This is a genomic window from Streptomyces sp. NBC_01429 (genome assembly GCF_036231945.1).
Classification (GTDB): domain Bacteria; phylum Actinomycetota; class Actinomycetes; order Streptomycetales; family Streptomycetaceae; genus Streptomyces.
This window is the reverse complement of the sequence record NZ_CP109599.1, coordinates 2,808,990-2,834,220: the sequence shown is the minus strand read 5'-3', so window position 1 is coordinate 2,834,220 and position 25,231 is coordinate 2,808,990. Positions and strand designations below refer to the sequence as shown.

Annotated in this window: 26 protein-coding genes; 12 read left to right on the top strand and 14 right to left on the bottom strand. The window is 71.4% G+C overall.

What is annotated here, in order from left to right:
- Positions 1–155 precede the first annotated feature (155 nt).
- The 6 genes from OG627_RS11970 (at position 156) to OG627_RS11945 (ending at position 6,672) form a co-directional block, all read left to right on the top strand.
- Complete coding sequence (locus OG627_RS11970) at positions 156–1,775, top strand: ABC transporter ATP-binding protein (RefSeq protein ID WP_329072595.1); 1,620 nt, start codon at positions 156–158, stop codon at positions 1,773–1,775.
- Positions 1,772–2,893, top strand: coding sequence for an ABC transporter permease (locus tag OG627_RS11965; RefSeq protein WP_329064235.1), 1,122 nt, complete (start codon positions 1,772–1,774; stop codon positions 2,891–2,893). The genes OG627_RS11970 and OG627_RS11965 overlap by 4 nt, the downstream gene beginning before the upstream one ends.
- A complete protein-coding gene (locus OG627_RS11960; protein WP_329064233.1) occupies positions 2,890–4,161 on the top strand; it encodes an ABC transporter permease in 1,272 nt (423 codons plus the stop codon). The genes OG627_RS11965 and OG627_RS11960 overlap by 4 nt, the downstream gene beginning before the upstream one ends.
- Positions 4,158–4,580 (top strand): cytidine deaminase, encoded by a 423-nt coding sequence (locus OG627_RS11955; RefSeq protein WP_329064231.1) that lies wholly within the window; start codon positions 4,158–4,160, stop codon positions 4,578–4,580. The genes OG627_RS11960 and OG627_RS11955 overlap by 4 nt, the downstream gene beginning before the upstream one ends.
- Positions 4,581–4,703: 123 nt before the next feature.
- Positions 4,704–5,981 (top strand): thymidine phosphorylase, encoded by a 1,278-nt coding sequence (locus OG627_RS11950; RefSeq protein ID WP_329064229.1) that lies wholly within the window; start codon positions 4,704–4,706, stop codon positions 5,979–5,981.
- Between the two features lie 106 nt (positions 5,982–6,087).
- A complete protein-coding gene (locus tag OG627_RS11945; protein WP_329064227.1) occupies positions 6,088–6,672 on the top strand; it encodes a Uma2 family endonuclease in 585 nt (194 codons plus the stop codon).
- Here OG627_RS11945 and OG627_RS11940 read toward each other — a convergent pair.
- A complete protein-coding gene (locus OG627_RS11940; protein ID WP_329064225.1) occupies positions 6,665–7,330 on the bottom strand; it encodes an HAD family hydrolase in 666 nt (221 codons plus the stop codon). The two genes, OG627_RS11945 and OG627_RS11940, sit on opposite strands and share 8 nt — an antisense overlap.
- Positions 7,331–7,399: 69 nt before the next feature.
- Here OG627_RS11940 and OG627_RS11935 point away from each other — a divergent pair, with 69 nt between their 5' ends.
- Positions 7,400–7,684, top strand: coding sequence for an STAS domain-containing protein (locus OG627_RS11935; protein ID WP_329064223.1), 285 nt, complete (start codon positions 7,400–7,402; stop codon positions 7,682–7,684).
- Between the two features lie 24 nt (positions 7,685–7,708).
- Here the strand turns inward: OG627_RS11935 and OG627_RS11930 are convergent, their stop codons facing one another.
- From OG627_RS11930 to OG627_RS11920, 3 genes are all read right to left on the bottom strand, one after another.
- Entirely contained in the window at positions 7,709–8,746 is a 1,038-nt protein-coding gene (locus OG627_RS11930) for a sigma-70 family RNA polymerase sigma factor (protein WP_329064221.1), read from the bottom strand.
- A gap of 87 nt (positions 8,747–8,833) precedes the next feature.
- Entirely contained in the window at positions 8,834–9,532 is a 699-nt protein-coding gene (locus tag OG627_RS11925) for a L,D-transpeptidase family protein (protein WP_329064219.1), read from the bottom strand.
- Between the two features lie 179 nt (positions 9,533–9,711).
- Positions 9,712–11,016, bottom strand: coding sequence for an MFS transporter (locus tag OG627_RS11920; RefSeq protein ID WP_329064217.1), 1,305 nt, complete (start codon positions 11,014–11,016; stop codon positions 9,712–9,714).
- Positions 11,017–11,078: 62 nt separating this feature from the next.
- On the opposite strand from OG627_RS11920, the gene OG627_RS11915 reads away from it, so the two are divergent.
- Positions 11,079–12,092 (top strand): LysR family transcriptional regulator, encoded by a 1,014-nt coding sequence (locus OG627_RS11915; RefSeq protein ID WP_329064215.1) that lies wholly within the window; start codon positions 11,079–11,081, stop codon positions 12,090–12,092.
- A 52-nt stretch (positions 12,093–12,144) separates the two neighbouring features.
- Here OG627_RS11915 and OG627_RS11910 read toward each other — a convergent pair whose 3' ends face one another.
- Positions 12,145–13,053: an alpha/beta hydrolase family protein gene (locus OG627_RS11910; protein ID WP_329064214.1), complete on the bottom strand. Its 909-nt coding sequence runs from the start codon at positions 13,051–13,053 to the stop codon at positions 12,145–12,147.
- Between the two features lie 111 nt (positions 13,054–13,164).
- Here OG627_RS11910 and OG627_RS11905 point away from each other — a divergent pair, with 111 nt between their 5' ends.
- Together OG627_RS11905 and OG627_RS11900 are read left to right on the top strand one after the other, a co-directional pair.
- The gene (locus OG627_RS11905; RefSeq protein ID WP_329064212.1) at positions 13,165–14,310 is read left to right on the top strand and encodes an adenosine deaminase; all 1,146 of its coding nucleotides are present in this window, start codon (positions 13,165–13,167) and stop codon (positions 14,308–14,310) included.
- Positions 14,311–14,448: 138 nt separating this feature from the next.
- On the top strand, positions 14,449–14,808 hold the full coding sequence (locus tag OG627_RS11900; protein ID WP_329064210.1) for an ATP-binding protein: 360 nt from the start codon (positions 14,449–14,451) through the stop codon (positions 14,806–14,808).
- 210 nt (positions 14,809–15,018) lie between these two features.
- Here OG627_RS11900 and OG627_RS11895 read toward each other — a convergent pair whose 3' ends face one another.
- The 5 genes from OG627_RS11895 to afsQ1 all read right to left on the bottom strand — a co-directional run bounded on the left by OG627_RS11895 (position 15,019) and on the right by afsQ1 (position 19,159).
- Entirely contained in the window at positions 15,019–15,219 is a 201-nt protein-coding gene (locus OG627_RS11895) for a PspC domain-containing protein (RefSeq protein ID WP_329064208.1), read from the bottom strand.
- 92 nt (positions 15,220–15,311) lie between these two features.
- The gene (locus OG627_RS11890; RefSeq protein WP_443073459.1) at positions 15,312–15,965 is read right to left on the bottom strand and encodes a VanZ family protein; all 654 of its coding nucleotides are present in this window, start codon (positions 15,963–15,965) and stop codon (positions 15,312–15,314) included.
- A gap of 142 nt (positions 15,966–16,107) precedes the next feature.
- Positions 16,108–16,824, bottom strand: a complete 717-nt coding sequence (locus tag OG627_RS11885; RefSeq protein ID WP_329064206.1) for a hypothetical protein — start codon at positions 16,822–16,824, stop codon at positions 16,108–16,110.
- Positions 16,821–18,425, bottom strand: coding sequence for a HAMP domain-containing sensor histidine kinase (locus OG627_RS11880; protein ID WP_329072591.1), 1,605 nt, complete (start codon positions 18,423–18,425; stop codon positions 16,821–16,823). The genes OG627_RS11885 and OG627_RS11880 overlap by 4 nt, the downstream gene beginning before the upstream one ends.
- Positions 18,426–18,481: 56 nt before the next feature.
- Positions 18,482–19,159, bottom strand: coding sequence for a two-component system response regulator AfsQ1 (afsQ1, locus tag OG627_RS11875; RefSeq protein WP_329064204.1), 678 nt, complete (start codon positions 19,157–19,159; stop codon positions 18,482–18,484).
- A gap of 192 nt (positions 19,160–19,351) precedes the next feature.
- Between afsQ1 and OG627_RS11870 the strand changes: the two genes are divergently transcribed.
- Complete coding sequence (locus OG627_RS11870) at positions 19,352–20,143, top strand: SigE family RNA polymerase sigma factor (RefSeq protein WP_329064201.1); 792 nt, start codon at positions 19,352–19,354, stop codon at positions 20,141–20,143.
- A 247-nt stretch (positions 20,144–20,390) separates the two neighbouring features.
- Here the strand turns inward: OG627_RS11870 and OG627_RS11865 are convergent, their stop codons facing one another.
- Positions 20,391–21,056, bottom strand: a complete 666-nt coding sequence (locus OG627_RS11865; protein ID WP_329064199.1) for a uridine kinase — start codon at positions 21,054–21,056, stop codon at positions 20,391–20,393.
- Between the two features lie 183 nt (positions 21,057–21,239).
- Between OG627_RS11865 and OG627_RS11860 the strand changes: the two genes are divergently transcribed.
- A complete protein-coding gene (locus OG627_RS11860) occupies positions 21,240–21,665 on the top strand; it encodes a hypothetical protein (protein ID WP_329064197.1) in 426 nt (141 codons plus the stop codon).
- A 190-nt stretch (positions 21,666–21,855) separates the two neighbouring features.
- Here OG627_RS11860 and OG627_RS11855 read toward each other — a convergent pair whose 3' ends face one another.
- The 3 genes from OG627_RS11855 to deoC are packed head-to-tail and all read right to left on the bottom strand — an operon-like array spanning position 21,856 to position 25,178.
- Positions 21,856–22,764 carry an aldehyde dehydrogenase family protein gene (locus OG627_RS11855; RefSeq protein WP_329064195.1) on the bottom strand — a complete coding sequence of 303 codons (909 nt, stop codon included), beginning with the start codon at positions 22,762–22,764 and terminating at the stop codon, positions 21,856–21,858.
- Positions 22,757–24,223 carry an aldehyde dehydrogenase family protein gene (locus OG627_RS11850; protein WP_329064193.1) on the bottom strand — a complete coding sequence of 489 codons (1,467 nt, stop codon included), beginning with the start codon at positions 24,221–24,223 and terminating at the stop codon, positions 22,757–22,759. The genes OG627_RS11855 and OG627_RS11850 overlap by 8 nt, the downstream gene beginning before the upstream one ends.
- 7 nt (positions 24,224–24,230) lie before the next feature.
- Complete coding sequence (gene deoC, locus OG627_RS11845; RefSeq protein ID WP_329072590.1) at positions 24,231–25,178, bottom strand: deoxyribose-phosphate aldolase; 948 nt, start codon at positions 25,176–25,178, stop codon at positions 24,231–24,233.
- Positions 25,179–25,231: the final 53 nt, after the last annotated feature.

The window sequence follows — 25,231 nt, the reverse complement described above, 5'->3', positions numbered from 1 at the left end:
GCCGCCCGGCCGTGGCCCGGTGCATCGGAGCCCTTCCCCTCCCACCTTTACGATTCGGCAGCGCTACGCGTGTAGACGGCCCTCCGGCGCGATAGCTTCACCCCGCCCTGCCACTCACCCCGTCTCCACTCCTTTCCCGCCAAGGAGAGTGCGTCATCAACGCGTCCAGCAGTCCGACCAGCAGCCCTCCCGCACCCCCCGCGGTGGAACTGCGCGGCATCACCAAGCGCTTCCCCGGAGTCGTCGCCAACCACGACATCGACATCACCATCCACAAGGGCACGGTCCACGCCCTCGTCGGTGAGAACGGCGCGGGCAAGTCGACCCTGATGAAGATCCTCTACGGCATGCAGAAGCCGGACGAGGGAACCATCGCCATCGACGGCGCCGACGCCCACTTCGCCAGCCCCGCCGACGCGATCGGCCGCGGCATCGGCATGGTGCACCAGCACTTCATGCTCGCCGACAACTTCACCGTCCTGGAGAACGTCGTCCTCGGCGGCGAGCAGTTGTACGGCATCGGCGCGAAGGCCCGCAGGAAGATCAAGGAGATCTCCGACGCGTACGGCCTCGGCGTCCGCCCCGACGCCCTCGTCGAGGACCTCGGAGTCGCCGACCGCCAGCGCGTGGAGATCCTCAAGGTCCTCTACCGGGGCGCCCGCATCCTGATCCTCGACGAGCCCACCGCCGTCCTGGTCCCGCAGGAGGTCGAGGCGCTCTTCGACAACCTCCGCGAACTCAAGGCCGAGGGCCTCACCGTCATCTTCATCTCGCACAAGCTGGGCGAGGTCCTCTCGGTCGCCGACGACATCACCGTCATCCGCCGGGGCACGACCGTGGGCACCGCCGACCCCGCGCACACCACCCCCAAGCAGCTCGCCGAGCTGATGGTGGGCAGCGAACTCCCCTCGCCCGAGACCCGCGAGTCGACCGTCACCGACCTCCCCATGCTCACCGTCGAGGGGCTGCGGCTCACCGCCACCGACCCCGACGGCGTCGTGCGCGAGGTGCTGGACGGCATCACGTTCACCATCCACCAGGGCGAGGTCCTGGGCATCGCCGGCGTCGAGGGCAACGGCCAGACCGAGCTGATCGAGGCGCTGATGGGGATGCGCGACCCCGACGGCGGGGTGATCACCCTCGACAGCGCCGACATCTCGCACGCGCCCACCCGCAAGCGCCGCGAGGACGGCATCGGCTACATCCCCGAGGACCGGCACCGGCACGGCCTGCTGCTGGAGGCGCCCCTCTGGGAGAACCGCATCCTCGGCCACGTCACCGAGAAGCCCAACAGCCGCGGCGGACTGCTCGACCCGCGCGCCGCCCGCGCCGACACCGTACGGATCGTGCGCGAATACGACGTCCGTACGCCCGGCATCGAGGTCACCGCGGCCTCCCTGTCCGGCGGCAACCAGCAGAAGCTGATCGTCGGCCGCGAGATGAGCCACAGCCCCAAGCTGCTCATCGCCGCGCACCCGACCCGCGGCGTGGACGTCGGCGCCCAGGCCCAGATCTGGGACCAGATCCGCGAGGCCCGCCGCGAAGGACTCGCCGTCCTGCTGATCTCCGCCGACCTGGACGAGCTGATCGGGCTCTCCGACACCCTGCGGGTCATCTACCGCGGCCGGCTCGTCGCCGACGCGGACCCCGCCACCATCACTCCGGAGGAACTGGGCTCGGCGATGACCGGCGCCGCCACCGGTCATCTGGACGCGGCCCCGGCGGCAGACGCCGCGGACGCCGCAGAGGCATCCCCGGAGGACGACGCCCGATGAAGAAATTCGACAAGGACCGGCTGATCCTGGCCCTCGCGGGCCCGGTGCTCGCGCTGGTGGTCGCCATAGCCCTCACCACGGTGGTGCTGCTCGTCTCGGGCCGGAACCCGATCGAGCCGTACCAGATCATGTTCGACTCCGCCTCGTACGTCGACGTACAGGTGCTGATCATCAACCAGGCCGGCACGTACTACCTGGCCGCCCTCGCGGTCGCCGTCGGCTTCCGGATGAACCTCTTCAACATCGGTGTCGACGGCCAGTACCGGCTCGCCGCGATGATGGCCGCGCTCGTCGGCGCCAGCGTCGACCTGCCGGGGCCGCTCCAGATCGCGCTGATCGTGATCGTCGCGATGCTGGTCGGCGCCCTCTGGTCGGGCATCGCCGGGATCCTCAAGACCAGCCGGGGGGTGAGCGAGGTCGTCTCCACGATCATGCTCAACTCGATCGCCACCAGCCTGGTCGCCTGGCTCATCCTGCCCAAGAACTTCGGCGTCCAGCCGGCCGGCTCCAACAACCTGACCACCGGCGAGATCCCGGAGTCCGGCTGGTTCCCCGGACTGTCCCTGGGCCCGGAGGCCGGTGAGATCTACGGCTTCACCTTCGTCGCCGCCGCCTGCGGCCTCATCTACTGGTTCGTCCTCGGCCGCACCCGCTTCGGCTTCGACCTGCGCGCCACCGGCGCCAGCGAGAGCGCCGCGCAGGCGTCCGGCGTCGACGCCAAGAAGATGATCCTCACCTCGATGCTGATCTCCGGCGCCGTCGCCGGTCTCGCCGGGATGCCGACACTCCTCGGCGACTCCCACACGTACAGCCTCGACTTCCCGACCGGTATCGGCTTCACCGGCATCACCATCGCCCTGCTCGGCCGGAACAACCCGCTCGGCATCGCGTTCAGCGCCCTGCTGATCGCCTTCCTGGACAAGGCGTCCGCCTCCCTCGACCAGCACGGGTACGAGAAGGAGATCGCCACGATCATGCAGGGCCTGATCGTGATCTCGGTCGTCGTCAGCTACGAACTCGTCCGCCGTTACGGGCTCCGCCGCCAGCAGCAGAAGGTCGGCGAGGAACTCGCCGCCGGAGGCGCCCTCAAGACCGAGAAGGAGGAGGCCGCGCTGTGAGTACGAGCACGAGCACCGTCTCTGCCACGAGCGCCGCCCCCAAGAAGGGCGGCGGCCGCCGCACACTCTCCCTGCCCGTCATCCTGCTGATCGTCGCCGGGGCCCTGGCCCTCGTGTCGCTCGTCCGGCTGATCAGCGGCGCCGAGGACATCACCTCGGTCGGCCAGGTCGCCGGCGCGCTGGAACTGGCCGTACCGATCGGCCTCGCCGGACTCGGCGGCCTGTGGGCCGAGCGCGCGGGCGTCGTCAACATCGGCCTCGAAGGCATGATGATCCTCGGCACCTGGTTCGGCGCCTGGGCCGGCTTCCAATGGGGCCCCTGGGCCGGAGTCCTCTTCGGAATACTCGGCGGCTGCCTCGGCGGACTGCTGCACGCCGTCATCACCGTCACCTTCGGCGTGAACCACATCGTCTCCGGTGTGGCCATCAACATCCTCGCCGTCGGCGTCACCCGCTACCTGTCCAACTTCGCCTTCGACGGCGTGGACGGCGGCTCCTCCAAGCAGTCGCCGCGCATCGACCCGATCACCGACATCACCGTCCCGGGACTCGCCGACTGGATGCAGGACCTCCAGCAACGGCACTGGTTCCTGATCTCCGACATCGCCGGAGTCGTCGGCGGCCTGGTGACCAACCTGTCGCTGCTGACCGTCGTCGCGCTGCTGCTCATCCCCGCCACCTGGTGGATCCTGTGGCGCACGGCGTTCGGGCTGCGGCTGCGCTCCTGCGGCGAGAACCCGGTCGCCGCCGAGTCCCTCGGCGTCAACGTGTACAAGTACAAGTACATCGCCGTCACCGTCTCCGGCGGCCTGGCCGGACTCGCCGGCGCGTTCCTCGCGATCGTCGCCACCGGCATCTACCAGGAGGGCCAGACCGGCGGACGCGGCTACATCGGCCTCGCCGCCATGATCTTCGGCAACTGGATGCCGGGCGGCATGGCCCTCGGCGCCGGACTCTTCGGCTTCACCGACAGCCTCAAGCTGCGCGGCGGCGCGGAGAACGTCCACGCGATGCTGCTCCTGCTCGCGATCCTGCTCGTCCTGGTCGTGGCCTGGCAGCTCTACAAGAAGAAGTACACGGCCGCGCTGATCTCCGGTGCGGTGTCGGCACTGCTCTTCGTCTGGTACGCCTTGACCGACCAGGTGCCCAGCCAGTTCGTGGACGCGGCCCCCTACGTCACGACGCTCCTGGTCCTCGCGCTCTCCGCGCAACGGCTGCGCATGCCGAAGGCGGACGGCATGCCGTACCGGAAGGGGCAAGGCAAATGACCGGACCCGCGCCCACACCACCGGCGCCCGCGCCCGACATCGACTGGGCGGCCCTGCGCACGGCCGCGCGGCACGCCATGGCCCGCGCGTACGCCCCGTACTCGAAGTACCCGGTCGGCGTCGCCGCGCTGGTGGACGACGGCCGTACCGTCACCGGCTGCAACGTCGAGAACGCGTCGTACGGGATCGGGCTGTGCGCCGAATGCGGCCTGGTCTCCGCCCTGCAACTGAGCGGTGGCGGCCGGCTCACCCACTTCACCTGCGTCGACGGCGCGGGCGAGGTGCTGGTGCCGTGCGGGCGCTGCCGGCAGCTGCTGTACGAGTTCGGCGGCCCCGAACTGATCCTGGAGACCCCGGACGGGCTCCGAACGCTGAACGAGATGCTGCCGCAGGCCTTCGGGCCCGGGCACCTCAACTGAGACCGGGGCCCACCCGCCGAGGCGGGCCCTCACCCGACCAGGTCCCGGTGGCGCCGCGATCCGGCTCCACCGGGACCGCTGTATTACCCCGCACACGTACGTTCGTTGTTGGAAAGGAACGCCATGGACGTCATCTCCGTCATCCGCACCAAGCGCGACCGGGGCGAGCTGAGCCCGGAGCAGATCGACTGGGTGATCGACGCCTACACGCGCGGCGAGGTCGCCGCCGAGCAGATGTCGGCGCTCGCGATGGCGATCCTCCTCAACGGCATGAACCGCACGGAGATCGCCCGCTGGACCGCCGCCATGATCGCCTCCGGCGAGCGCATGGACTTCTCCGGGCTGTCGCGCCCCACGGCCGACAAGCACTCCACCGGCGGAGTCGGCGACAAGATCACCCTGCCGCTCGCCCCGCTGGTCGCCGCGTGCGGCGCGGCCGTACCGCAGCTCAGCGGCCGGGGGCTCGGCCACACCGGCGGGACGCTCGACAAGCTGGAGTCCATCCCCGGCTGGCGGGCGCTGCTCTCCAACGAGGAGATGCGACACGTCCTGGACACCACCGGCGCGGTCATCTGCGCGGCGGGCGACGGGCTGGCCCCGGCGGACAAGAAGCTGTACGCGCTGCGCGATGTCACCGGCACGGTCGAGGCCATCCCGCTGATCGCCTCCTCGATCATGTCGAAGAAGATCGCCGAGGGCACGGGCTCGCTGGTCCTGGACGTCAAGGTCGGCTCCGGCGCCTTCATGAAGACCATCGAGGACGCCCGCGAACTGGCCTCCACGATGGTCGGCCTGGGCACCGACCACGGTGTGAGGACGGTCGCGCTGCTCACCGACATGGCCACCCCGCTCGGCCTGACGGCCGGCAACGCCCTTGAGGTCCGCGAGTCGGTCGAGGTCCTCGCGGGCGGCGGCCCGGCCGACGTCGTCGAGCTGACCCTCGCCCTCGCCCGCGAGATGCTCGACGCGGCGGGCCTGCGCGACGCCGACCCGGCGAAGGCGCTGGCGGACGGCTCCGCGATGGACGTCTGGCGCCGCATGATCGCGGCCCAGGGCGGCGACCCGGACGCGGCCCTTCCGGTCGCCCGCGAGCGGCAGATCATCACGGCCCCCGCCTCCGGCGTCCTCACCCGCCTCGACGCGTACGGAGTAGGCGTGGCCGCCTGGCGCCTCGGCGCGGGCCGCGCCCGCAAGGAGGACCCGGTCCAGGCGGGCGCCGGCGTCGAGATCCACGCGAAGCCCGGCGACACGGTCACGGCGGGCCAGCCCCTCCTGACCCTGCACACGGACACCCCGGAGAAGTTCGCCTACGCGACGGAGGCCCTGGCGGGCACGTACGACATCGGCGCGGCGGGTACGGCGTACGAGGCCACGCCGGTGGTGCGGGAACGTATCGCCTGACGCGGGGCTGACCTGCTCGGATACCCATTCGGGTGAACGGGATCGGTGGACGGCCACCGGTCCCGTTCGGCATGCTGGGATCGGTGACACAACGAAGGAGACCGCCATGAGCGCACTCACTGTCGGACACGAGCCCGAGCAGGGCTGGGACGACCTTGTCCATACCTGGAAGGGGATGGACGCACGCGAGGGCCGCAAGGTGGAGATCATCGAGGGGATCATCACCGTGTCACCGTCGCCGTCCTGGGACCACAATTCCACCGCTTCCATGGTTCACCGCCGCCTGCTGGCGGTAATCCCGGAGGAGTGGCACATCTTCCACACGCAAGAAGCGGCGGTACCTGGTCGTAAGGGCCTCTACATCCCCGACCTGATGGTGGCTGCGGAGGTGGACCGGCCCGCGCCCGGGGAGCTGTTCCCCGCGAGTCGGGCGAAGCTGGTCGTCGAGATCACCTCACGCGGCAACGCCAACCACGACCGCATCGCCAAGGCGCGCGGCTACGCCCAGGCAGGCGTCCCGCTCTATCTGCTGCTGGACCCGTGGGTGTCGGATTCCCCGACCGCCACGCTCTACGGCGAGCCCGAGGCCGGTACGTACCGCATGCTTGAGACGGTCGAGTACGGGGGCAAGCTCACCCTCCCCGCCCCCTTCGACCTGGCCATCGACACCGCCGAGTTCCCCGTCAGCTGACCGCCCGCCCCGCCAGCAGCCCCGGCAGCTCGCGCATGTCCTCGAAGACCACCGTGCCCGGCCCGGCCAGCCGGTGCGCGGCGGTCAGGCCGCCCGCGTAGCCGAAGACGCGCATGCCCGCCGCGCGGGCCGCCGTCACGCCGTACGGGCTGTCCTCCACGACCACGCAGCGCGCCGGGGCCACGCCCATCGTGCGGGCGGCGTGCAGGAAGACGTCGGGTGCGGGCTTGCCCCGGTCGACGTCCTCGGCGCTGAAGATGTGGCCGTCGGCGAAGTGGTGCAGGAGACCGGTGGTCCGCAGATTCCGCCGGAGCGAGTGGTGGCCGCAGTTCGAGGCGATGCAGAACGGCAGGTCCAGGGCTTCCAGCGCGTCGGCGGCGCCGTCGATGGCGGTCAGCTCGGTCTCGAACGCCCGCTGGTAGAGATGGTCGTACGGCTTGTTCCAGCCCGGCTCCAGCGGCCGCCCGAGCCGCTCCTCCAGGGCCCTGTCGTAGATCTCGGCCGAGGATCCGACGAAGGTCTCGATCATTTCCTCTTCGGTGAAGTGACAGCCCAGCTCCGCGAAGACCTGCGTGTCCACCCGGAGACACAGCCGCTCGCTGTCCACCAGCACACCGTCGCAGTCGAAGATCACCAGTTCGACAGGTTCGTGGGTCATGCTCCGCAGCGTACGGGCCGTGCCCGCGCGGGTGCGATGAGTTCCGGCGGCTCGACCGGTCTCCTCCACGTGGATGACACGAAACCGATCGTTCTCGTGGTCGCCGGGCACATCACCCCGGCCGATGTGCCCCGCCTCGACGAGGAGTTGCGCGCCGGGCTGCCGGAGACCGCCGCCGAGGTGGTCTGTGACGTCGGCGGTCTCGTCCGGCCCACCCTGGCGGCCGTCGAGGTCCTGGCCCGGCTCCAGCTCACGGCCCGCAGGCGCGGCTGCCGGCTCGGGCTGCGCGGGGCAGGGCCGGAACTGCGGCTGCTGCTCGACCTGGTGGGGCTGGAAGCCCTGGCCCGGAAGTGAGGGCCAGGGCCGGGGCCACCCGCCCTACGCGTTCTCCAGCGTCGCCGGCAGATCGAACAGCGGGAACCAGCGGTCCGTGTCCAGGAAGCAGTTCATCGCCGAGATCCTGCCGTTCTCGATCTCGATGATCTGGAGCGCCCACGGCGCGAACCCGTCGCCCGACTCCGACGGCTTGTAGTGCGCGAAGGCCGGCGTCCCGTTGGCGACCGTCGGCACGAGCCGCGAGCCCCGGCAGCCGGCGCCGATGGTGAGCATGAAGCCGGTGATGTCGTCGTGGCCCTGGAGCCACAGATCGAACGGCGGCATCGTGAACTTCGCGTCGTCGTGGAGCAGCGCCGTCAGCGCCTTCATGTCGTACCCCTCGAAGGCCGCGACATAGCGCTCCAGCAGCCGCTGGTGCTCCTCGTCGAGCGGGTCGGCCGTCACCGTCCCGGCCGGCTCGGACTCGGCGATCGTCGCGCGGGCCCGCTGGAGGGCGCTGTTGACGGAGGCGACCGTCGTCTCCAGCAGCTCGGCGACCTCGCTCGCCTTCCAGGACAGCACCTCGCGCAGGATCAGCACCGCCCGCTGCTTCGGCGGCAGATGCTGGAGCGCCGCGACGAACGCCAGCCGGATCGTCTCGCGCGAGACGGCCGCCTCCGCCGGGTCCGTCACCGACGGCAGCACCCGGCCGTCAGGCACCGGCTCCAGCCAGGTGTTCTCCGGAAGCGCGGTGAGCTGCGCCTGCGCGACGGGCGTCGGCCCCGTCAGATCCATCGGACGGGCCCTGCGGTTGCCCGCGTTGAGCATGTCCAGGCAGACGTTGGTCGCGATGCGGTAGAGCCACGAGCGCAGCGAGGAGCGGCCCTCGAACTTGTCGAAGCTCTTCCAGGCCCGCACCATCGTGTCCTGGACGGCGTCCTCGGCCTCGAACGGGGAACCCAGCATCCGGTAGCAGTAACCGGTCAGCTCCGTACGGTGCTTCTCCAGCCGGGAATCCAGATCGGGCGCCGGTCCCGAGCCCTGTTCCGAGCCCGGTGCCGTTCCCGCCGCCGAATCCCGCGCCGATGCCACTTCACTCATCGCGTCACCCCAGTAGCCCCCGTGAAACCAGTACGGGTCCAGTCTCTCGGAAGCCGGCGCCCGGCGCAGACGATCGGCGGGTTCGGCTCAGGTTCCGGGCTTGCGTCCGTAGACGTAGACGTCGTCGCCGTTCTTCAGCATCGCCCAGTACTTCGCGGCGACGGTCTTGGTCATGTTCACGCAGCCGTGCGAGCCCGGCGGGTTCCACATGCTCAGATTCGCCGAGTGGAACGCCTGGCCGCCGTCGAAGAACTGGCTGTACGGCATGGGCACGTCGTAGATCGTCGACACATGGTCCTTGTGCCGCCAGTAGATCTTCGTCAGCCCGGTCCTGGTCGCGTACCCCTTGCGCCCGGTCCGCACGGGCACCGGCCCGTACGCCAGCTTCTTGCCGTCCTGGATCCAGCTCAGCTGCCGCGTGAGGTCGACGCAGGCGATCCGCCCCTTGTTCGTCGGGCACTTGCCCGCCTTGTTGGGGTTCTTGCCCGCCGCCTTCTGCTTGTTCATCAGGTCCATCACGCCCCAGGTGACCGGACCCGCGTAGCCGATGGCCGGGGTGATGCCGTGCTTCGACTGGAAGGCCCTGGTGGCCTTGCAGTCGGCCGTGGACTGCTTCCCGTCCACCGGCCGGCCGAGGAACTTCTCGACCTGCTTCTGGTACGGGCCCTTGCTCGCCGTACAGGAGGCCGCCTGCGCGGGCGCGGCGCCCACGACCGTCACGGCCAAGGGCACCACCAGCGCCACGATGCCGGCGGCCACGGTCCCTCCGCGGGATATGTGTCCCATCCGCCCCGTCCCCCTCCGTAGATGTACGGGTCGTTGTGCGGGGGTAGACGGCCGGGACCACCGCACAGTTGCACGGGCGCGGTGGTTTATTTCGGCCCGGGACCGGGACCTGGCTCTTCCGTGCGAGGGAGGTACGGGGGCGGGGCTTGGGACGGGGCCTGGGACGGGCCGGGAACGGCTCAAACGGCCGCCGCCGCGGCCCCCTTGCGCGCCGTCCGGGCGCAGCGCGACCCGTACAGCGTGATCGAGACGACCCCGAGGACAGCCGCCAGCCCCAGCAGCACCGTCCCGCCCCAGCCCGCCGCGTGGAAGGCGACCGCGCCGAGCGTGCCGCCCGCGCTGCTGCCCAGGTAGTACGCGGACTGGTAGAGCGCCGACGCCTGCGCGCGGCCCGACTTGGCCGTACGGCTCACCGACGACGAGGCGACCGAGTGGCCCGCGAAGAAGCCCGCCGTGATCAGCACCAGGCCGAGCAGCACCGCCGCCAGCGTGCCGGAGAGCGACAGCAGCAGCCCGGCGGCCGTCGTGCTCACGGCCAGATACAGCGCGCCGCGCCGCCCCAGCCGCTCGACCAGCCGGCCGGCCGCGGCGGAGGAGACCGTACCGACCAGATAGATCAGGAAGACCGAGCCGATGATCCCCTGCGGCAGGTGGAAGGGCGCCGCCACCAGCCGGTAGCCGATCACGGTGTAGACCGCGCCGAACACCACCATGAACAGCCCGCCGATCGCGTACAGCCGGCGCAGCAGCGGATCGGCCAGATGCCCGCCGACCGTCCCCGCCAGCGCGCGCGGGCTCAGCGAACGAGGGGTGAAGTTACGGGCCTTGGGGAGCATGAGGCGGAAGACCACCGCGCACGCCACCGCCAGCAGCCCGACCGCGCCCAGCGCCGCGCGCCAGCCCCACGCCTGGGCGACCCAGCCGGCGAGGACCCGGCCGCTCATCCCGCCGACGCTGTTGCCCGCGACGAACAGCCCGATCGCGGCGACCAGCGCCTTCGGCCGGACCTCCTCCGCGAGATACGCCATCGCCGACGCGGGCAGCCCGGCCAGCGCAGCGCCCTGGAGCGCGCGCAGCGCCACCAGCACCTCGATGTTCGGCGCGAACGGCACCAGCAGCCCGACCGCCACCGCCACCGCCAGCGAGACCGTCATCATCGTGCGCCGGCCGAACCGCTCGGACAGCGCGCTCAGCGGCAGGACGAACAGCGCCAGCGCGCCGGTCGCCGCCGACACCGTCCAGCTGGCCCGGCCCGCCGTCACGCCGAAGCCGGCGGAGATCGCGGGCAGCAGGGCCTGGGTGGAGTACAGCAGCGCGAAGGTCGCGACCCCGGCGGCGAACAGGGCGAAGCTCATCCGGCGGTAGCCGGGGCCACCGGGGACCAGCTGCTCGGGTGCGGAGCCGGTGGGAGCGGTGGCGGTGGGAGCGGACGGCGCGGCGGAGGCACCCGGGGTGGCGGGCGCCTCGGTACTGACTGAAGGCATGGTTCGAAGGTAAACAGCCGCTCTTCATGCGTCCAATGCACGGAATGGCGATAATCGTTCCCATGGTGCATGAGCAAAGCTCACAGCGGCGTCTGTCATGGAACAGCAACGAACACGACATGGATCACACCGGGCGCGGGGACCAGGCGGCCCCCGCCGCCGCGCTCGACGCCGAGTCCTGGCCCGCCCTCCTCGCGCCCCGGCTCGCGTACTTCGCCGGGGTGGCCCGCCACGAGCACGTGACCCGCGCCGCCCGGGACACCGGCGTCCCGCAGTCCACGCTCTCCCGGGCCATGGTCCGGCTCGAACAGGACCTGGGCGTCGCCCTGTTCGCCCGCAAGGGCCGTACGGTCTCGCTGACCCCCGCGGGCCGGACGTTCCTCGGCTCGGTGGAACGGGCCCTCGCCGAGGTCGAGCGCGCCGCCGAGTCCGTACGGGCCGACGCCGACCCGGCGTCCGGCAAGGTCGCCTTCGGGTTTCTGCACACCATGGGCTCGGAGACCGTACCCGGACTGATCAGGGCGTTCCGCGCCGACCATCCCCGGGTGCGGTTCCAGCTCGTGCAGAACTACGGCGAGGCGATGATCGAGCGGCTGCGCGCGGGCGAACTCGACCTCTGTCTCACCTCGCCCGTGCCGGACGCCCCCGACCTGGTCGCCCGCAGACTGGACGAGCAGCGGCTGCGGCTCGTCGTCCCCGACGACCACCGGCTCGCCGGCCGCCGCCGGGTGCGCCTCGCTGAGGCCGCCGACGAAACGTTCGTCACCCTCGAACCGGGGTACGGGCTGCGCCGGATCACCGACGACCTCTGCGCCGAGGCGGGGTTCCGGCCGCGCGTCGCCTTCGAGGGCGAGGAGGCCGAGACGCTGCGCGGCCTGGTCGCCGCGGGGCTGGGCGTCGCGCTGCTGCCGCCGCCGGCCGTGGCCCGCCCCGGGGTGGTCGAGCTGACGGTCACGGCGCCGCGCGCGGTGCGCGAGATCGGCGTCGCCTGGCTCGACGGCCACCCGGACACCCCGCCGGTGGCGGCCTTCAAGCGCTTCCTGCTCTCCCGCAAGGGCCAACTCCTGCCGGACTGACCGGGAAACCGGGGCTGCCGGGGATCGGGGACGGGGCGCACCCGCCGAGGGCTCAGTGCCGTAGCGACCGCCCGAACCCCGCGGCCAGCGGCATCCGCAGCCCCAGCGGCGGCGGCGCAGCCAGCGCGTCGGCGACCGGCCGGGAGTAGGCGCGCGACAGCAGCGCGCCCAGCACGAAGTCCGAGGCCAGCGCGAGGACTTCGGCGTGGTGCTGGCGCAGCGCGTGGCCGTCGGAGTGGACCTCGAAGCGGCAGGTGTCGCGGTTCGCCTTCTTGGCGCGCTCGGCCAGCCGGTAGGAGAGTTCGGGGTCGGTGCGGGCGTCGTCGGTGCCGTGCACGATGAGGACCTGACGCCCCACCAGCTGCCGTACGGGTTCGGGCTCTTGACTCGTACCGCCGCCGGTACCGCCGGAGCCGCTCGCGCTCCCCGCGCCGCCCGGCTCCCCGGCCGCCTCCGGCTCGCGGTCCCCGCCCCGCTCCCGTTCCGACTCCGGCAGCCAGGGCGCCATCGCCAGTACGGAGTTGACGGCCTGGTGCCCCGCGGCGCGCAGCGCGGCCCGGCCGCCCATGCCGTGGCCCGCCAGGCACACCGGCACGTCCCCGTACCGCCGTACGACCTCCCGCGCCGCCCACTCGGCGTCCGCCGCGAGCGAGGCGTCCGCGCCGTTCCAGCCGCGCGTGCCGTAGCGCACCGGGTGCACCAGCAGCCCCTCCGCCGCCCCGGCCCGCGCCAGTGAGCGGGCGAGCGGCAGCATCCGCAGCGCGGCGAGGCGCGAAGGACCCCTGGTGGAGACGGGTTCACCGGTGGGCAGCACCAGCACCACACCCGCCACCGCGGCCCCCTCCGCGAGCGGCAGTACGGCCCGCCCGAGCCTCGCCCCCGGCTCCTCGTGACGCGCGTGTGCTTCCCCGTCCCGGCCTGCCGTATGACCCCCCGGCCCGGGAACCGCCTGCTGTCCCATGGCAGAACAGTCTCAGAAGGACAGGTGTACGCCACCCGTCCGCGCGGTCACTGTTACGTATCGCCCAGACGTACTCTACGCGCGTAGGCGGAGAGGCGTTAGAGTGCTTGGATGACGAGCCAGACGTACCGTCCGCCCACCGCCGACCAGATCCGCCGCGCCCCCAAGGTCCTTCTCCACGACCATCTGGACGGCGGACTGCGCCCCGGCACGATCATCGATCTCGCCCGCGAGGCCTGCTACGGGGCCCTGCCCGAGCAGGAGTCCGACAAGCTCGGTCTCTGGTTCCGCGAGGCGGCCGACTCCGGCTCGCTGGAGCGTTATCTGGAGACCTTCGCCCACACCTGCGCCGTCATGCAGACCCGCGACGCGCTCGTCCGGGTCGCCGCCGAGTGCGCCGAGGACCTCGCCGAGGACGGGGTGGTCTACGCGGAGGTGCGCTACGCCCCCGAGCAGCACCTGGAGGCGGGCCTCACCCTCGAAGAGGTCGTCGAGGCCGTCAACGAGGGCTTCCGCGAGGGCGAGCGGCGCGCCCGCGAGAGCGGCCACCGGATCAGGGTCGGCGCGCTGCTCACCGCCATGCGCCACGCGGCCCGCGCGCTGGAGATCGCCGAACTCGCCAACCGCTACCGCGACACGGGCGTCGTCGGCTTCGACATCGCGGGCGCCGAGGCGGGCTTCCCGCCCACCCGCCACCTCGACGCGTTCGAGTACCTGAAGCGGGAGAACAACCACTTCACCATCCACGCCGGCGAGGCGTTCGGGCTGCCGTCGATCTGGCAGGCGCTCCAGTGGTGCGGCGCCGACCGGCTGGGTCACGGGGTGCGGATCATCGACGACATCGAGGTCGCCGAGGACGGCTCGGTGAAGCTGGGCCGGCTCGCCGCGTACGTACGGGACAAGCGCGTTCCGCTGGAGCTGTGCCCCAGCTCCAACCTCCAGACCGGAGCCGCCGCCTCGTACGCCGAGCACCCCATCGGGCTGCTCCGCACGCTCCACTTCCGCGCCACTGTAAATACCGATAACAGGCTTATGTCCGGTACGAGCATGAGCCGGGAATTCGAGCTGTTGGTCGACGCATTCGATTACACGCTCGATGACATGCAGTGGTTCACAGTCAATGCGATGAAATCAGCTTTCATTCCTTTCGATGAAAGACTGGCCATGATCAATGATGTCATCAAGCCCGGATACGCCGAGCTGAAATCCGAATGGCTGTTCAGGCAGTCGGCTGTGACCAGCGGATCTACCAGCTGAATACGTCCATCGTATAAATCGGGGAACGGCCCGGGACACGCGTGTCCCGGCCACTTCCGGGTGATTGCGGGCAGCGCGTCCGTCTGGCTAACTTGCGGAGCTGCCCATATTCCGCCTTCCCCAAGGACGAAACCCCAGATGAAGCAGTCCGCCGTCAAGACCATCGGTGCCGCCGCCCTCGGCGCCGCCTTCGCCGCCACCGCCGCGGGCAGCGCCTCCGCCGCGCCGGCCCTCCCCGACACCGGTGCGGCCCTGGACACCCTCGGTGTCGTCACGCAGACCCTGCCGCTGGAGACGGTCGCGGAGAAGCTCCCGGCGCCCACCTCCGAGGTCGTCACCACGGGCCGCTCCGTGCTCAACGGCGTGCAGAAGACCACCCAGGCCGCCCAGAAGGGCGGCGCCGCCAAGGCCGACCCCGTCTCGGGGCTGCTCGGCGGCCTGCCCATCAACGGCCTGGCCAAGGGCGGCAACGGCCTCAACGGGCTGCCGCTCGGCTGACCGAGCCGGCGCCCCGCACACGCGCGGTGGGGCGGCGGAACCCTCTTCGGGGTCTCCGCCGCCCCACCGCGCGTGCGTGTGCGCGCCCGTACCGGCATCTACGGCGTTACGGGCGCGCACACGTCCAGGGGGCGATCCACGAGCGCTGTCACCGGGGCCAGCAGGGCTGCCAGAGCTGCTAGGGCCGCCGGGGCACCGGGACCGCCGGGGCTACCAGGCGGTCGAGGCCGCCTTCTCACCCGGCAGCAGCAGCCACAGCGCCAGATAGACCAGGAACTGCGGCCCCGGCAGCAGACACGAGACCACGAAGATCACGCGCATCGTGTTGGCCGAGGTACCGAAGCGCCGTGCCAGCGCCGCGCACACCCCGCCGAGCATGCGTCCCTCACGGGGGCGGACCAGTCCGGGCATGGTGGGCTCCTTCGCGAGACCGTCGCGGGAGCCTCTCTTGCGTGCTCCCGACATCTCCCATGGTGGAGCGGGGACGGGCACAGAACATCGCTCTACGGGGCGATACCGACCCTGGGAATCGTCGGGGTCGCCCCCTGAGGGACGTCCTCCCGGGACACCGCGCGCGACACGCTCCGCGACTTCTCGCGCGCCCCCTCGCACAGGGCCTCCCGCGACACCCGCCCCCGGGGCCCGCTCCGCCCGGCGCCGCGCTTCAGACGGCGCGCGCCCCGAGCCGTACGGGGCCGGGTGCCGCGCCGGAGCCTGGCCCGGCCCGCCGGCACCACCGCCAGATGGGCCAGCGCCACGCCGACCGTGTTCAGCAGGAGCGAGTCCACGTCGACCACCCGGCCGGGCACCGCGGTCTGCAACAGCTCGATCCCGAGCGAGACCAGCGCACCGGCCGTGACCGTGCGGGCCAGGGAGGCCCAGCAGGAGACGGCGAGCCGGCCGTCCACCATCGGCAGCAGCACCCCGAGCGGCGCCAGCAGCACCAGTCCGCCGCCGATCCGGTGCAGGGCCTCCAGCGGGCCCAGCTCCAGGCTCGCTCTGATGCCCGCGAACGGCGTCAGATTGGCCGCGCTCACCCACATGACGTCCAGCGGACGGAGCGTCAGCCACCCCACCAGCAGCAGATGCATGAGGAGGAGGATGAATCCCGCCCTGCGGAAGCGGATGACGGCACTGCCGTCAGGACCTTGACGCACGATCCCAAAGACGCGGCGTCCGGCGGGAACGGTTCCGCCGGTGGCGGAAGAAGGGGTTCATGAGACGGGTGTCACCCGAACGGCGGCAACGGCCCGCCCCCGCGCACCCGCCCGGAGGACGACCGTCACCGCTGTACGGGCGTCACGACGCCGTCGGGGCAGGGGCCGGAGCGGTGGTCGGCACGTCGGCGTCCGGATGCGTCTTCGTCTCCTGGCCGCACGCGTAACCGCGCGCCGGATAGGCACCGGGACCGCCCAGCACCACGTTGCCGTCCGAGGACCCGTTCTCCGCGAGCGTGCACACGATCTGGGCGAGCGCCACCGTCGGCAGATCCTCCGGCTGGCGGTTGATCCGCAGCGTCCCGGCGGGGTCACCCTTACGGGCCCCGGAGACCACCAGCGGTCCCCGTACGGAGGTGGTGAAGCCCGCCTCCCGCTCGGCGGCCGACGGCTGCGCCTGAAGCTCGTCCAGCAGCGCCTGGGCGAGCTGCCTCCGTGAGTCGTCCGACCCGCCCGTGGGGATCCGGGCCGCGCGCTCCACCGATGCCAGACCGGAGGAGCACACCAGATAGACCCGCGCGGGGACGCCGGACTCGGCCTGCGTGACGACGTTCTCGCCGGAGACCTCGCACGGCATACGCGAGGGCGCCGCCCCGGCGTCCACCGGTATCGAGGTGGTCCTGATCCCGCACGCCGTGACGAGCGCGGCGAACGCCAGCACACCGGTGAGGCGTACGAGGCGGCCGAGGCGTACGCGACGCACCGAGCGCCGCACCGGGCCCCCGGTCCCCGCCGGGCGCGCGGCGGCCGGCCCGTCCGCACCCCGGAGCCGGCGTCTGCCCGTGCCTGCGCGCGTCACGACGCGTCGCCTCCCTCTCGCCGCTCCGAGCGCCGGCCGGGCTCCCCGCCCGTCGGTCCGTCCCTCCGCGTGTCCGGGTCCCGCTCGGGGTCCTCGCCACCGTCGCGCGGCAGCCGCAGCACGAACATCGCTCCGCCGTCCGGCACGTTCGCCGCCGTGATGTCCCCGCCGTGGATGTGCGCGTTCTCCATCGCGATCGACAGGCCGAGCCCGCTGCCCTCGGACCGGGGCCGCGACGCGCTCGCCTTGTAGAAACGGTCGAAGACGTGCGGCAGCACCTCCTCGGGGATGCCGGGGCCGTGGTCCCGTACCTCCACGACCAGCGTGTCGCCCTCCGTGCGCACCGCCACCCGCACCGGCGATCCGCCGTGCTTGAGCGCGTTGCCGATCAGATTCGCCATGATCACATCGAGCCGGCGCGGATCGAGCCGCGCCATGATGCCGCGCTCGGCGTCCAGATCCACCGCGTCCAGCCAGGCCCGCGCGTCGATGCACGCCGTCAGCTGGTCGGCCACGTCCACATCGTCCAGCACCAGCCGCGCCGTCCCCGCGTCGAAGCGGGTGACCTCCATCAGGTTCTCCACCAGGACGTTCAGCCGCCGGGTCTCGCTCACCACCAGGGTCACCGCGGGCGCGATCATCGGATCCAGGCTGTCCGCCTCGTCCTCCAGCACCTCGGTGACAGCCGTCAGCGCGGTCAGCGGGGTACGCAGCTCGTGCGACATGTCGGCGACGAAGCGGCGGCTGGACTCCTCCCGCGCGCTCATGTCCGCGACCTTCTTCTGGAGCGACTCGGCGGCGCTGTTGAACGTCCGTGACAGATCGGCCAGTTCGTCCGTCCCCGACACCCGCAGCCGGGTCTCGAACTGCCCCTCACCGAGCTGCCGCGCCGCCTCGCCCAGCCGCTGCACGGGCCGCAGCACGGTCGTCGCGGCCGCCTGGGCGAGCAGGGCCGAGCCGATCAGCGCGACGGCCGTGGCGATCCCCAGCGACCAGGCCAGCGAGTTCAGATCCGCGCGCTCCTGATCGAGGGACTTGAACAGATACCCCGTCGGCCCGCCGCCTATGATCCGGGTACCGGCCACCAGATAAGGGGTGTCGCCGCGCTCGGTGCGCTGCCAGAACACGTGGTACTGGTACTTGTTGGCCGAGGTGACCCGCTGCCGGTCGTTCACCGCGTTCTGGAGCGACTTCGGTACGTCGTCCAGGGTGAACGTGTCCGGATCGGAGGCGGCCACGATCGGCTTTCCGCGGTCCCGCTCCCCGAGCAGCAGCACGCTGTAGCCGGCGTTGTCGCCCGTCATCTGAGCGGCGGTGGTCCGCAGATCGGTCTGGTTCGGCCGCAACGGCAGCTCCGCGGCGCGGTTCTGCATCTCCTGCTTGAAGTCCTTGAGGGTCGCTTCCTGCGTACGCGTCAGTACGGCCTCACGGTTGAGCCAGTACGCGATCCCCGAAGCCGAGACGGCCGCGGTCAGCGCGACGGCGCCGAAGACGACCACCAGCCGCAGCCGCAGACTCGACCAGCGCAGCCCGGCGAGCACCGCCCGCTTCGCGGCACCGGTCCCGCCGCCCGCTCCCGCGTCCGCGCCGCCGTCTCCCATACCCTCGTCCCTGCTCGACCGGGTCCGCTCCGGCCCGTCCCCCGAGGTCGTATCCGTCACGAAGGCGCGTCCAGTCGGTAACCCACTCCGCGGACGGTACGGATCAGCGTCGGCGAGGACGGCACGTCCTCGACCTTCGCGCGCAGCCGCTGCACACACGCGTCCACCAGCCGTGAGTCGCCCAGATAGTCGTGCTCCCACACCAGCCGCAGCAACTGCTGCCGCGACAGCGCCTGGCCGGGACGCCGGCTCAGCTCCAGCAGCAGCCGCAGCTCGGTCGGGGTGAGCTGCATGTCCTCACCGTTCTTGGTGACCGTCATCGCGGACCGGTCGATCACCACGCTGCCGAACGTCGCGGAATCGGTGGACTCCCGCTCGCCGCGCCGCAGCACCGCGCGGATCCTGGCGTCCAGCACCCGGCCCTGCACGGGCTTCACCACATAGTCGTCGGCGCCCGACTCCAGACCGACCACCACGTCGATGTCGTCGCTGCGCGCCGTCAGCAGAATGATCGGCAGCTGGTCGGTCCGCCGGATCCGCCGGCACACCTCGAAGCCGTCGATCCCGGGCAGCATCACATCCAGCACGATCAGATCGGGCCGCTGCTCCCGCAGGAGTTTCAGGCCGTCCTCTCCCGTCGCCGCGGTGGCCACTCGGTGGCCCTGGCGTGACAGCGAGAGTTCGAGGGCCGTGCGGATGGCGTCGTCGTCCTCGATCAGCAACAGGAAAGGCACGAGGAGCATTCTGTCTCATGGGGGACCGTAGTTCGACTGCTGGAGCGCTCCCACCCATTCCCGCACCTCTTCCCCACGGAACGCGGTCCGCTGTGACAGGGCTGTGACAGTCGAAGGACAGGGTCATGAAACTGCCCCGGCAAGCTCATGGGCACAAGGAACGAAGCAACTCCAACCGACGGGGGGCGCGGGATGAACGCACTGCACGGCACGACCACGAGCGCGGCAGTGGTCACGCGTCTGCACGACGTCACGAGGAGCGGCGAGAAGTCCGGTGCCGTGAACGGACGGGGGTGCGTTCGCGGCACCGGGCGTCAGCACAAGCCGCCGTACATGACGGTCGTTGACGCCACCGCACTTCCCCAGTCACCGCGTGTGGCCGGCGGGGGAGCCGCGTACGGGGAGGTCTCGGGGGAGCGGACGCTCCGGACGGACATGGCGGACACGGGGGAAACGGGGGACGCCGAAGCGGCGTTCACCGCCTACGTCCAGGAGCGCCGCGCCTCCCTGTACGCGACGGCCTACCACCTGACCGGTGACCGTTTCGAGGCCGAGGACCTGCTCCAGAGCGCCCTGTTCTCCACCTACCGGGCGTGGGACAGGATCAGCGACAAGGCGGCGGTCGGGGGCTACCTCCGCCGCACGATGACCAATCTGCACATCAGCGCCTGGCGCAGGCGCAAGCTCAACGAGTATCCGACGGAGGAGCTGCCGGAGACGGCGGGCGACACCGACGCGATGCGCGGCACGGAACTGCGCGCGGTGCTCTGGCAGGCGCTCGCCCGCATTCCGGAACTCCAGCGCACGATGCTGGTACTGCGCTACTACGAGGGCCGCACCGATCCGGAGATCGCGGACATCCTCGACATCAGTGTCGGCACGGTGAAGTCGAGCATCTGGCGGTCGCTCCGCCGGCTGCGCGAGGACGAGGTCCTCAGCTTCGGCCGTGACGAGGAGGAGTCCTTCGGCGAGTTGGTCGCCTGAAGGGCGGTACAGGGGGCCCGACATCTCTGGGGGAGGCGTCGGGAGTACGGGGGAGAACAGAGAGAGGGGAACTCGGGGACCCGAGGGGAAACGGGGAACCGAGGAGCACGGGGGAACAGGGGAGCACGGGGGAACAGGGGAACACGGGGGAACACGGGGGAACACGGAAAAAGAGGCGGGACCGCACAGGCCGGGGGGCTTGTAGGGTCCCGCTTTTCGTGTGTCTCGCCGCGTCCCGCGCGTCCCGTCAGCCGCGTACGGTACGGGCGGCGCCGCTCGGGGACCGCTCCGTGCGCTGCCGCACGCACGGGCCCGCCGCCGCGGCGGTGATACGGCCCAGGGCTTCGGCCTTGTCGCACGGATACGCCCCGAGTGCCGTCTGCCGGTCGACGATCGCGCGCTCCGCCCGCATCAGCCGCCACCCGCGCCGCAGCAGGAACGGCACCGACTTGCGGCCCTCGCGCAGATCGCGCGTCAGCCGCCGCCGGAAGGTGGTCGAGGGACGGCCGCGCAGACAGATCGCGTCGGCCAGCACCCCCAGCTCCTGGCAGCGCGCCACGATGTCGGCGGCGAAGATGCCCTCCGCGAGGAACAGCGGGGTGCGGTCGATGTCGAGCGCCTCGGTGTCCACCCGTGAACTGGTCGCGATGGAGTAGACCGGAACGGTCGTGCTCCCCGTACGGCACAGCTCCACGACCGCCGCGACGGCGGCGTCCGCGTCCCAGGACCCGGCGGAGTCCCAGTCGATGTCCGTACTGTCCGGCACCAGCGGCAGCGTCGGGTCGTCGCCCTCTTTGTAGAAGTCGTCGAGGCGTAGTACGGGCAGGCCGGTACGCGCGGCGAGGGACGACTTTCCGGAACCGGAGGGGCCCGCGAGCAGGACGACACGGGTCGGAATGGTGGGAGCGGTCACGGGACACCAGTGTGCGGCATGCGAGAGGCAAGTGAACCCCCGGGGAACCTTTGGGCGGAATCCGCGGACCGGCTTCATCCGGTTTGGCGGGTTTGGTGGTACCGCACTCCCGCTTCAACTACGCTGCGTGTCATTCCGATTACGCACTCCACGGCCCAACGCTCCGGCCAGGCAGGAAATCCCATGGCACGTCACGCAGCTCCCACCTCCCCGCGCCGCACTCTGCTGCGCGCCGGTCTGACCATCACCGCGGCGGGCGCGGCCCTGGGCCTCGGCACGGCGGCGGCCCAGGCGGCTGCCCCGGCCGCGCCGCTGCCCCTGTCGGGCACGGACAAGCCGCTCCTCGACACGGCGGAACTCCCGATCGCCGGCCAGGCCGTCGGCACGGCCCTCGGCTACTCCACGGCCGGCGCCCTCGGCCCGGTCAAGAGCCTCCAGCTGGACCCCCTGGCGGGTACGGGCAGCGATCCGCTCGACAACGCCCTGGGCACCCAGATCGCCGACTTCAAGCCGATCTCCACGGCGGCGGTCACCGGCCCGGTGACGGACGGCGGCGCGCTGAAGGACCTGCCGCTGGTGGGGGACGTGGTGGGGCTGCTGCCGGGGTGAGCGTGGCAGGCGGTGCGGTGATGCTCTCCCGGGACACCTGCCGCGGGCCGGGCCCGCACTTCGGGGCCGGGCCCGGGGCGGGGCCCGGAGTGCGGCACTTCCGCATTCGGGGCAGTGCGAAAGCCCCGCCGCCCCTCTTGTGAGGGCCGGCGGGGCTGACTGCCGGTAGCCGACTGCCGGTGGCCGCCTGTCAGTACGCCGAGCCCGACGCTCCCAGGCTGCCCGTCGGGTGCCAGACCGTCTTGGTCTCCAGGAAGGCCGTCAGCCGCTGGGTGCCCTGGTCGGCCGTCCAGTCCTCGGGCTTCGGGCGCCGTACCCGCTTGAGGTTGTCGGCCGCCGCGATCTCCAGCTCCTTGGCGAGGGACTCGTCCGCGCCGGTGAGGTCGATCCCGTTGACGTCCTGGTGCGCGGCGAGGGGCGCCGCGATCTCGGCCGTCCTGCCGGACAGGATGTTGACGACGCCGCCCGGCAGGTCGGAGGTGGCCAGCACCTCGCCCAGGGAGAGCGCCGGCAGCGGGTGCCGCTCGCTCGCGACGACGACCGCCGTATTGCCCGTGGCGATCACCGGGGCGATCACCGAGACCAGCCCCAGGAGGGACGAGTCCTGCGGCGCGAGCACCGTGACGACACCGGCCGGCTCGGGGGTGGAGAGGTTGAAGAACGGCCCCGCGACGGGGTTCGCGCCGCCCGCGATCTGGGCGATCTTGTCCGTCCAGCCCGCGTACCAGACCCAGCGGTCGATCGCCGCGTCGACCACGGCCGCCGCCTTCGGCTTGGACAGGCCCTCGGCGTCCGCGACCTCCCGTACGAACTGGCTCCGGCGGCCCTCCAGCATCTCGGCGACGCGGTAGAGGACCTGGCCCCGGTTGTACGCGGTCGCGCCCGACCAGCCGCCGAACGCCTTGCGGGCCGCGACGACCGCGTCACGGGCGTCCTTGCGGGAGGACAGGGGGGCGTTGGCCAGCCAGCCGCCCTTGCCCGCCGCGGCAGCGGCTGATGTACCTGTCGTCACTTCGTACACCCGGCCGCTCTCGCTGCGGGGGAACTTGCCCCCGACGTACAGCTTGTAGGTCTTGAGGACGTTCAGACGGTCAGACATCGAGGTATGCCTCCAGGCCGTGACGGCCGCCTTCGCGGCCGTAGCCCGATTCCTTGTAGCCGCCGAAGGGCGAGGTCGGGTCGAACTTGTTGAACGTGTTGGCCCAGACGACGCCCGCCCGGAGCTTGTTCGCGACCGCGAGGATCCGCGAGCCCTTCTCCGTCCAGATGCCCGCCGACAGGCCGTACTGCGTGTTGTTGGCCTTCGCGACGGCCTCGTCCGGTGTGCGGAACGTCAGCACGGACAGCACGGGGCCGAAGATCTCGTCGCGCGCGATGGTGTGCGCCTGGGTGACGTTGGTGAAGACCGTCGGGGCGAACCAGTAGCCGGACGACGGCAGCTCGCACGCGGGCGACCAGCGCTCCGCGCCCTCCGCCTCGCCCGCGTCGGCCAGCGTCTTGATACGGGCCAGCTGCTCGGCGGAGTTGATCGCGCCCAGGTCCGTGTTCTTGTCCAGCGGGTCCCCGACCCGCAGTGTCGTCAGCCTGCGCTTCAGCGCGTCCAGCACCTCGTCGTGGACCGACTCCTGCACCAGCAGCCGGGAGCCCGCGCAGCAGACCTGGCCCTGGTTGAAGAAGATGCCGGTGACGATGCCCTCGACGGCCTGGTCGACGGGCGCGTCGTCGAAGACGATGTTCGCGCCCTTGCCGCCCAGCTCCAGGGTGGCCCGCTTCCCCGTCCCCGCGATCTGCCGCGCGATGGCCTTGCCCACGGCGGTGGAGCCGGTGAAGGCGACCTTGTCGATGCCCGGGTGGCCGACGAGCGCCGCGCCCGTCGAACCGTCACCCGTGACGATGTTGACGACGCCCCTGGGCAGCCCCGCCTGGCGGCAGATGTCCGCGAAGAACAGCGCGGAGAGCGGTGTCGTCTCGGCGGGCTTCAGGACGACCGTGTTGCCGGTGGCGAGCGCCGGGGCGATCTTCCAGGCGAGCATGAGGAGCGGGAAGTTCCACGGGATGACCTGGCCGGCGACCCCGAGCGGGCGCGGGTTGTTCCCATAGCCCGCGTGGTCGAGCTTGTCCGCCCAGCCCGCGTAGTAGAAGAAGTGCGCCGCGACGAGCGGGAGGTCCGCGTCGCGGGTCTCCTTGATCGGCTTGCCGTTGTCGAGCGTCTCCAGGACGGCCAGCTCGCGCGAGCGCTCCTGGATGATCCGGGCGATCCGGAACAGGTACTTCGCGCGCTCGGCGCCGGGCAGCACCGACCACTTCTCGAACGCCTTGCGGGCGGCCTTCACGGCCCGGTCGATGTCGTCCTCACCGCCCTGGGCGACCTCGGACAGCACCTCTTCGGTGGACGGGCTGATGCTCTTGAAGACCCTGCCGTCGGCCGCCTCGGCGAACTCGCCGTCGATGAACAGGCCGTAGCTCGGGGCGATGTCGACGACCGAGCGGGACTCGGGCGCGGGCGCGTAGGCGAACGGGTTCGCGGACGCGGTCTCGGGTGCGTTCTTGGATGCCATCTCTGCCTCAGTCCACCGTGACGTAATCGGGGCCGGAGTACCGGCCGGTGCTGAGCTTCTGACGCTGCATCAGCAGGTCGTTCAGCAGGCTGGAAGCGCCGAAGCGGAACCAGTGGTTGTCCAGCCAGTCCGCGCCCGCGGTCTCGTTGACCAGCACCAGGAACTTGATCGCGTCCTTGGTCGAGCGGATGCCGCCGGCCGGCTTCACACCGATCTGCACGCCGGTCTGCTGCCGGAAGTCGCGCACGGCCTCCAGCATGAGCAGCGTGTTGGCCGGGGTCGCGTTCACCCCGACCTTGCCGGTCGACGTCTTGATGAAGTCGGCCCCGGCGATCATGCCCAGCCAGGAGGCGCGGCGGATGTTGTCGTACGTGGACAGCTCGCCGGTCTCGAAGATGACCTTGAGACGGGCGGTCCCCGCGGCCTCCTTCACGGCGCGGATCTCCTCGTACACCTTGAGGTAGTGGCCCGCGAGGAAGGCGCCCCGATCGATGACCATGTCGATCTCGTCGGCCCCCGCCGCCACGGCGTCCCGGGTGTCGGCGAGCTTCACGCCCAGCGCGGCACGGCCCGCCGGGAACGCGGTCGCGACGGAGGCGACCTTCACTCCGGAGCCCGCCAGCGCGGCGACCGCGGTCCCGGCCATGTCCGGATAGACACAGACGGCGGCGGTGGCCGGGGTCGTGCGGTCGGTGGGATCGGGACGCACGGCCTTCGCGGAGAGCGCCCGGACCTTGCCGGCGGTGTCCGCGCCTTCCAGCGTCGTCAGGTCGATCATGGAGATGGCCAGATCGATGGCGTACGCCTTGGCCGTGGTCTTGATCGAGCGCGTGCCGAGCGACGCCGCGCGCGCCTCCAGGCCGACGGCGTCGACGCCGGGCAGCCCGTGCAGGAAACGGCGCAATGTGCTGTCGGACGCGGTCACGTCGGCGAATACGGGGGTGATGGTGGGCATGGTCACCAGAGGAGCATATCTACGCGCGTAGCGGCCTGTACAGGGGTGTGCGG

Excerpts from the sequence above, each read along its gene's own strand:
- OG627_RS11965 (WP_329064235.1), top strand. The coding sequence starts at position 1,772 with ATGAAGAAATTCGACAAGGACCGGCTGATCCTGGCCCTCGCGGGCCCG.
- OG627_RS11955 (WP_329064231.1), top strand. The coding sequence starts at position 4,158 with ATGACCGGACCCGCGCCCACACCACCGGCGCCCGCGCCCGACATCGAC.
- OG627_RS11950 (WP_329064229.1), top strand. The coding sequence starts at position 4,704 with ATGGACGTCATCTCCGTCATCCGCACCAAGCGCGACCGGGGCGAGCTG.
- OG627_RS11945 (WP_329064227.1), top strand. The coding sequence starts at position 6,088 with ATGAGCGCACTCACTGTCGGACACGAGCCCGAGCAGGGCTGGGACGAC.
- OG627_RS11940 (WP_329064225.1), bottom strand. The coding sequence starts at position 7,330 with ATGACCCACGAACCTGTCGAACTGGTGATCTTCGACTGCGACGGTGTG.
- OG627_RS11930 (WP_329064221.1), bottom strand. The coding sequence starts at position 8,746 with ATGAGTGAAGTGGCATCGGCGCGGGATTCGGCGGCGGGAACGGCACCG.
- OG627_RS11925 (WP_329064219.1), bottom strand. The coding sequence starts at position 9,532 with ATGGGACACATATCCCGCGGAGGGACCGTGGCCGCCGGCATCGTGGCG.
- OG627_RS11920 (WP_329064217.1), bottom strand. The coding sequence starts at position 11,016 with ATGCCTTCAGTCAGTACCGAGGCGCCCGCCACCCCGGGTGCCTCCGCC.
- OG627_RS11915 (WP_329064215.1), top strand. The coding sequence starts at position 11,079 with ATGGTGCATGAGCAAAGCTCACAGCGGCGTCTGTCATGGAACAGCAAC.
- OG627_RS11910 (WP_329064214.1), bottom strand. The coding sequence starts at position 13,053 with ATGGGACAGCAGGCGGTTCCCGGGCCGGGGGGTCATACGGCAGGCCGG.
- OG627_RS11905 (WP_329064212.1), top strand. The coding sequence starts at position 13,165 with ATGACGAGCCAGACGTACCGTCCGCCCACCGCCGACCAGATCCGCCGC.
- OG627_RS11900 (WP_329064210.1), top strand. The coding sequence starts at position 14,449 with ATGAAGCAGTCCGCCGTCAAGACCATCGGTGCCGCCGCCCTCGGCGCC.
- OG627_RS11895 (WP_329064208.1), bottom strand. The coding sequence starts at position 15,219 with ATGCCCGGACTGGTCCGCCCCCGTGAGGGACGCATGCTCGGCGGGGTG.
- OG627_RS11880 (WP_329072591.1), bottom strand. The coding sequence starts at position 18,425 with ATGGGAGACGGCGGCGCGGACGCGGGAGCGGGCGGCGGGACCGGTGCC.
- OG627_RS11870 (WP_329064201.1), top strand. The coding sequence starts at position 19,352 with ATGAACGCACTGCACGGCACGACCACGAGCGCGGCAGTGGTCACGCGT.
- OG627_RS11860 (WP_329064197.1), top strand. The coding sequence starts at position 21,240 with ATGGCACGTCACGCAGCTCCCACCTCCCCGCGCCGCACTCTGCTGCGC.
- OG627_RS11855 (WP_329064195.1), bottom strand. The coding sequence starts at position 22,764 with ATGTCTGACCGTCTGAACGTCCTCAAGACCTACAAGCTGTACGTCGGG.
- OG627_RS11850 (WP_329064193.1), bottom strand. The coding sequence starts at position 24,223 with ATGGCATCCAAGAACGCACCCGAGACCGCGTCCGCGAACCCGTTCGCC.
- deoC (WP_329072590.1), bottom strand. The coding sequence starts at position 25,178 with ATGCCCACCATCACCCCCGTATTCGCCGACGTGACCGCGTCCGACAGC.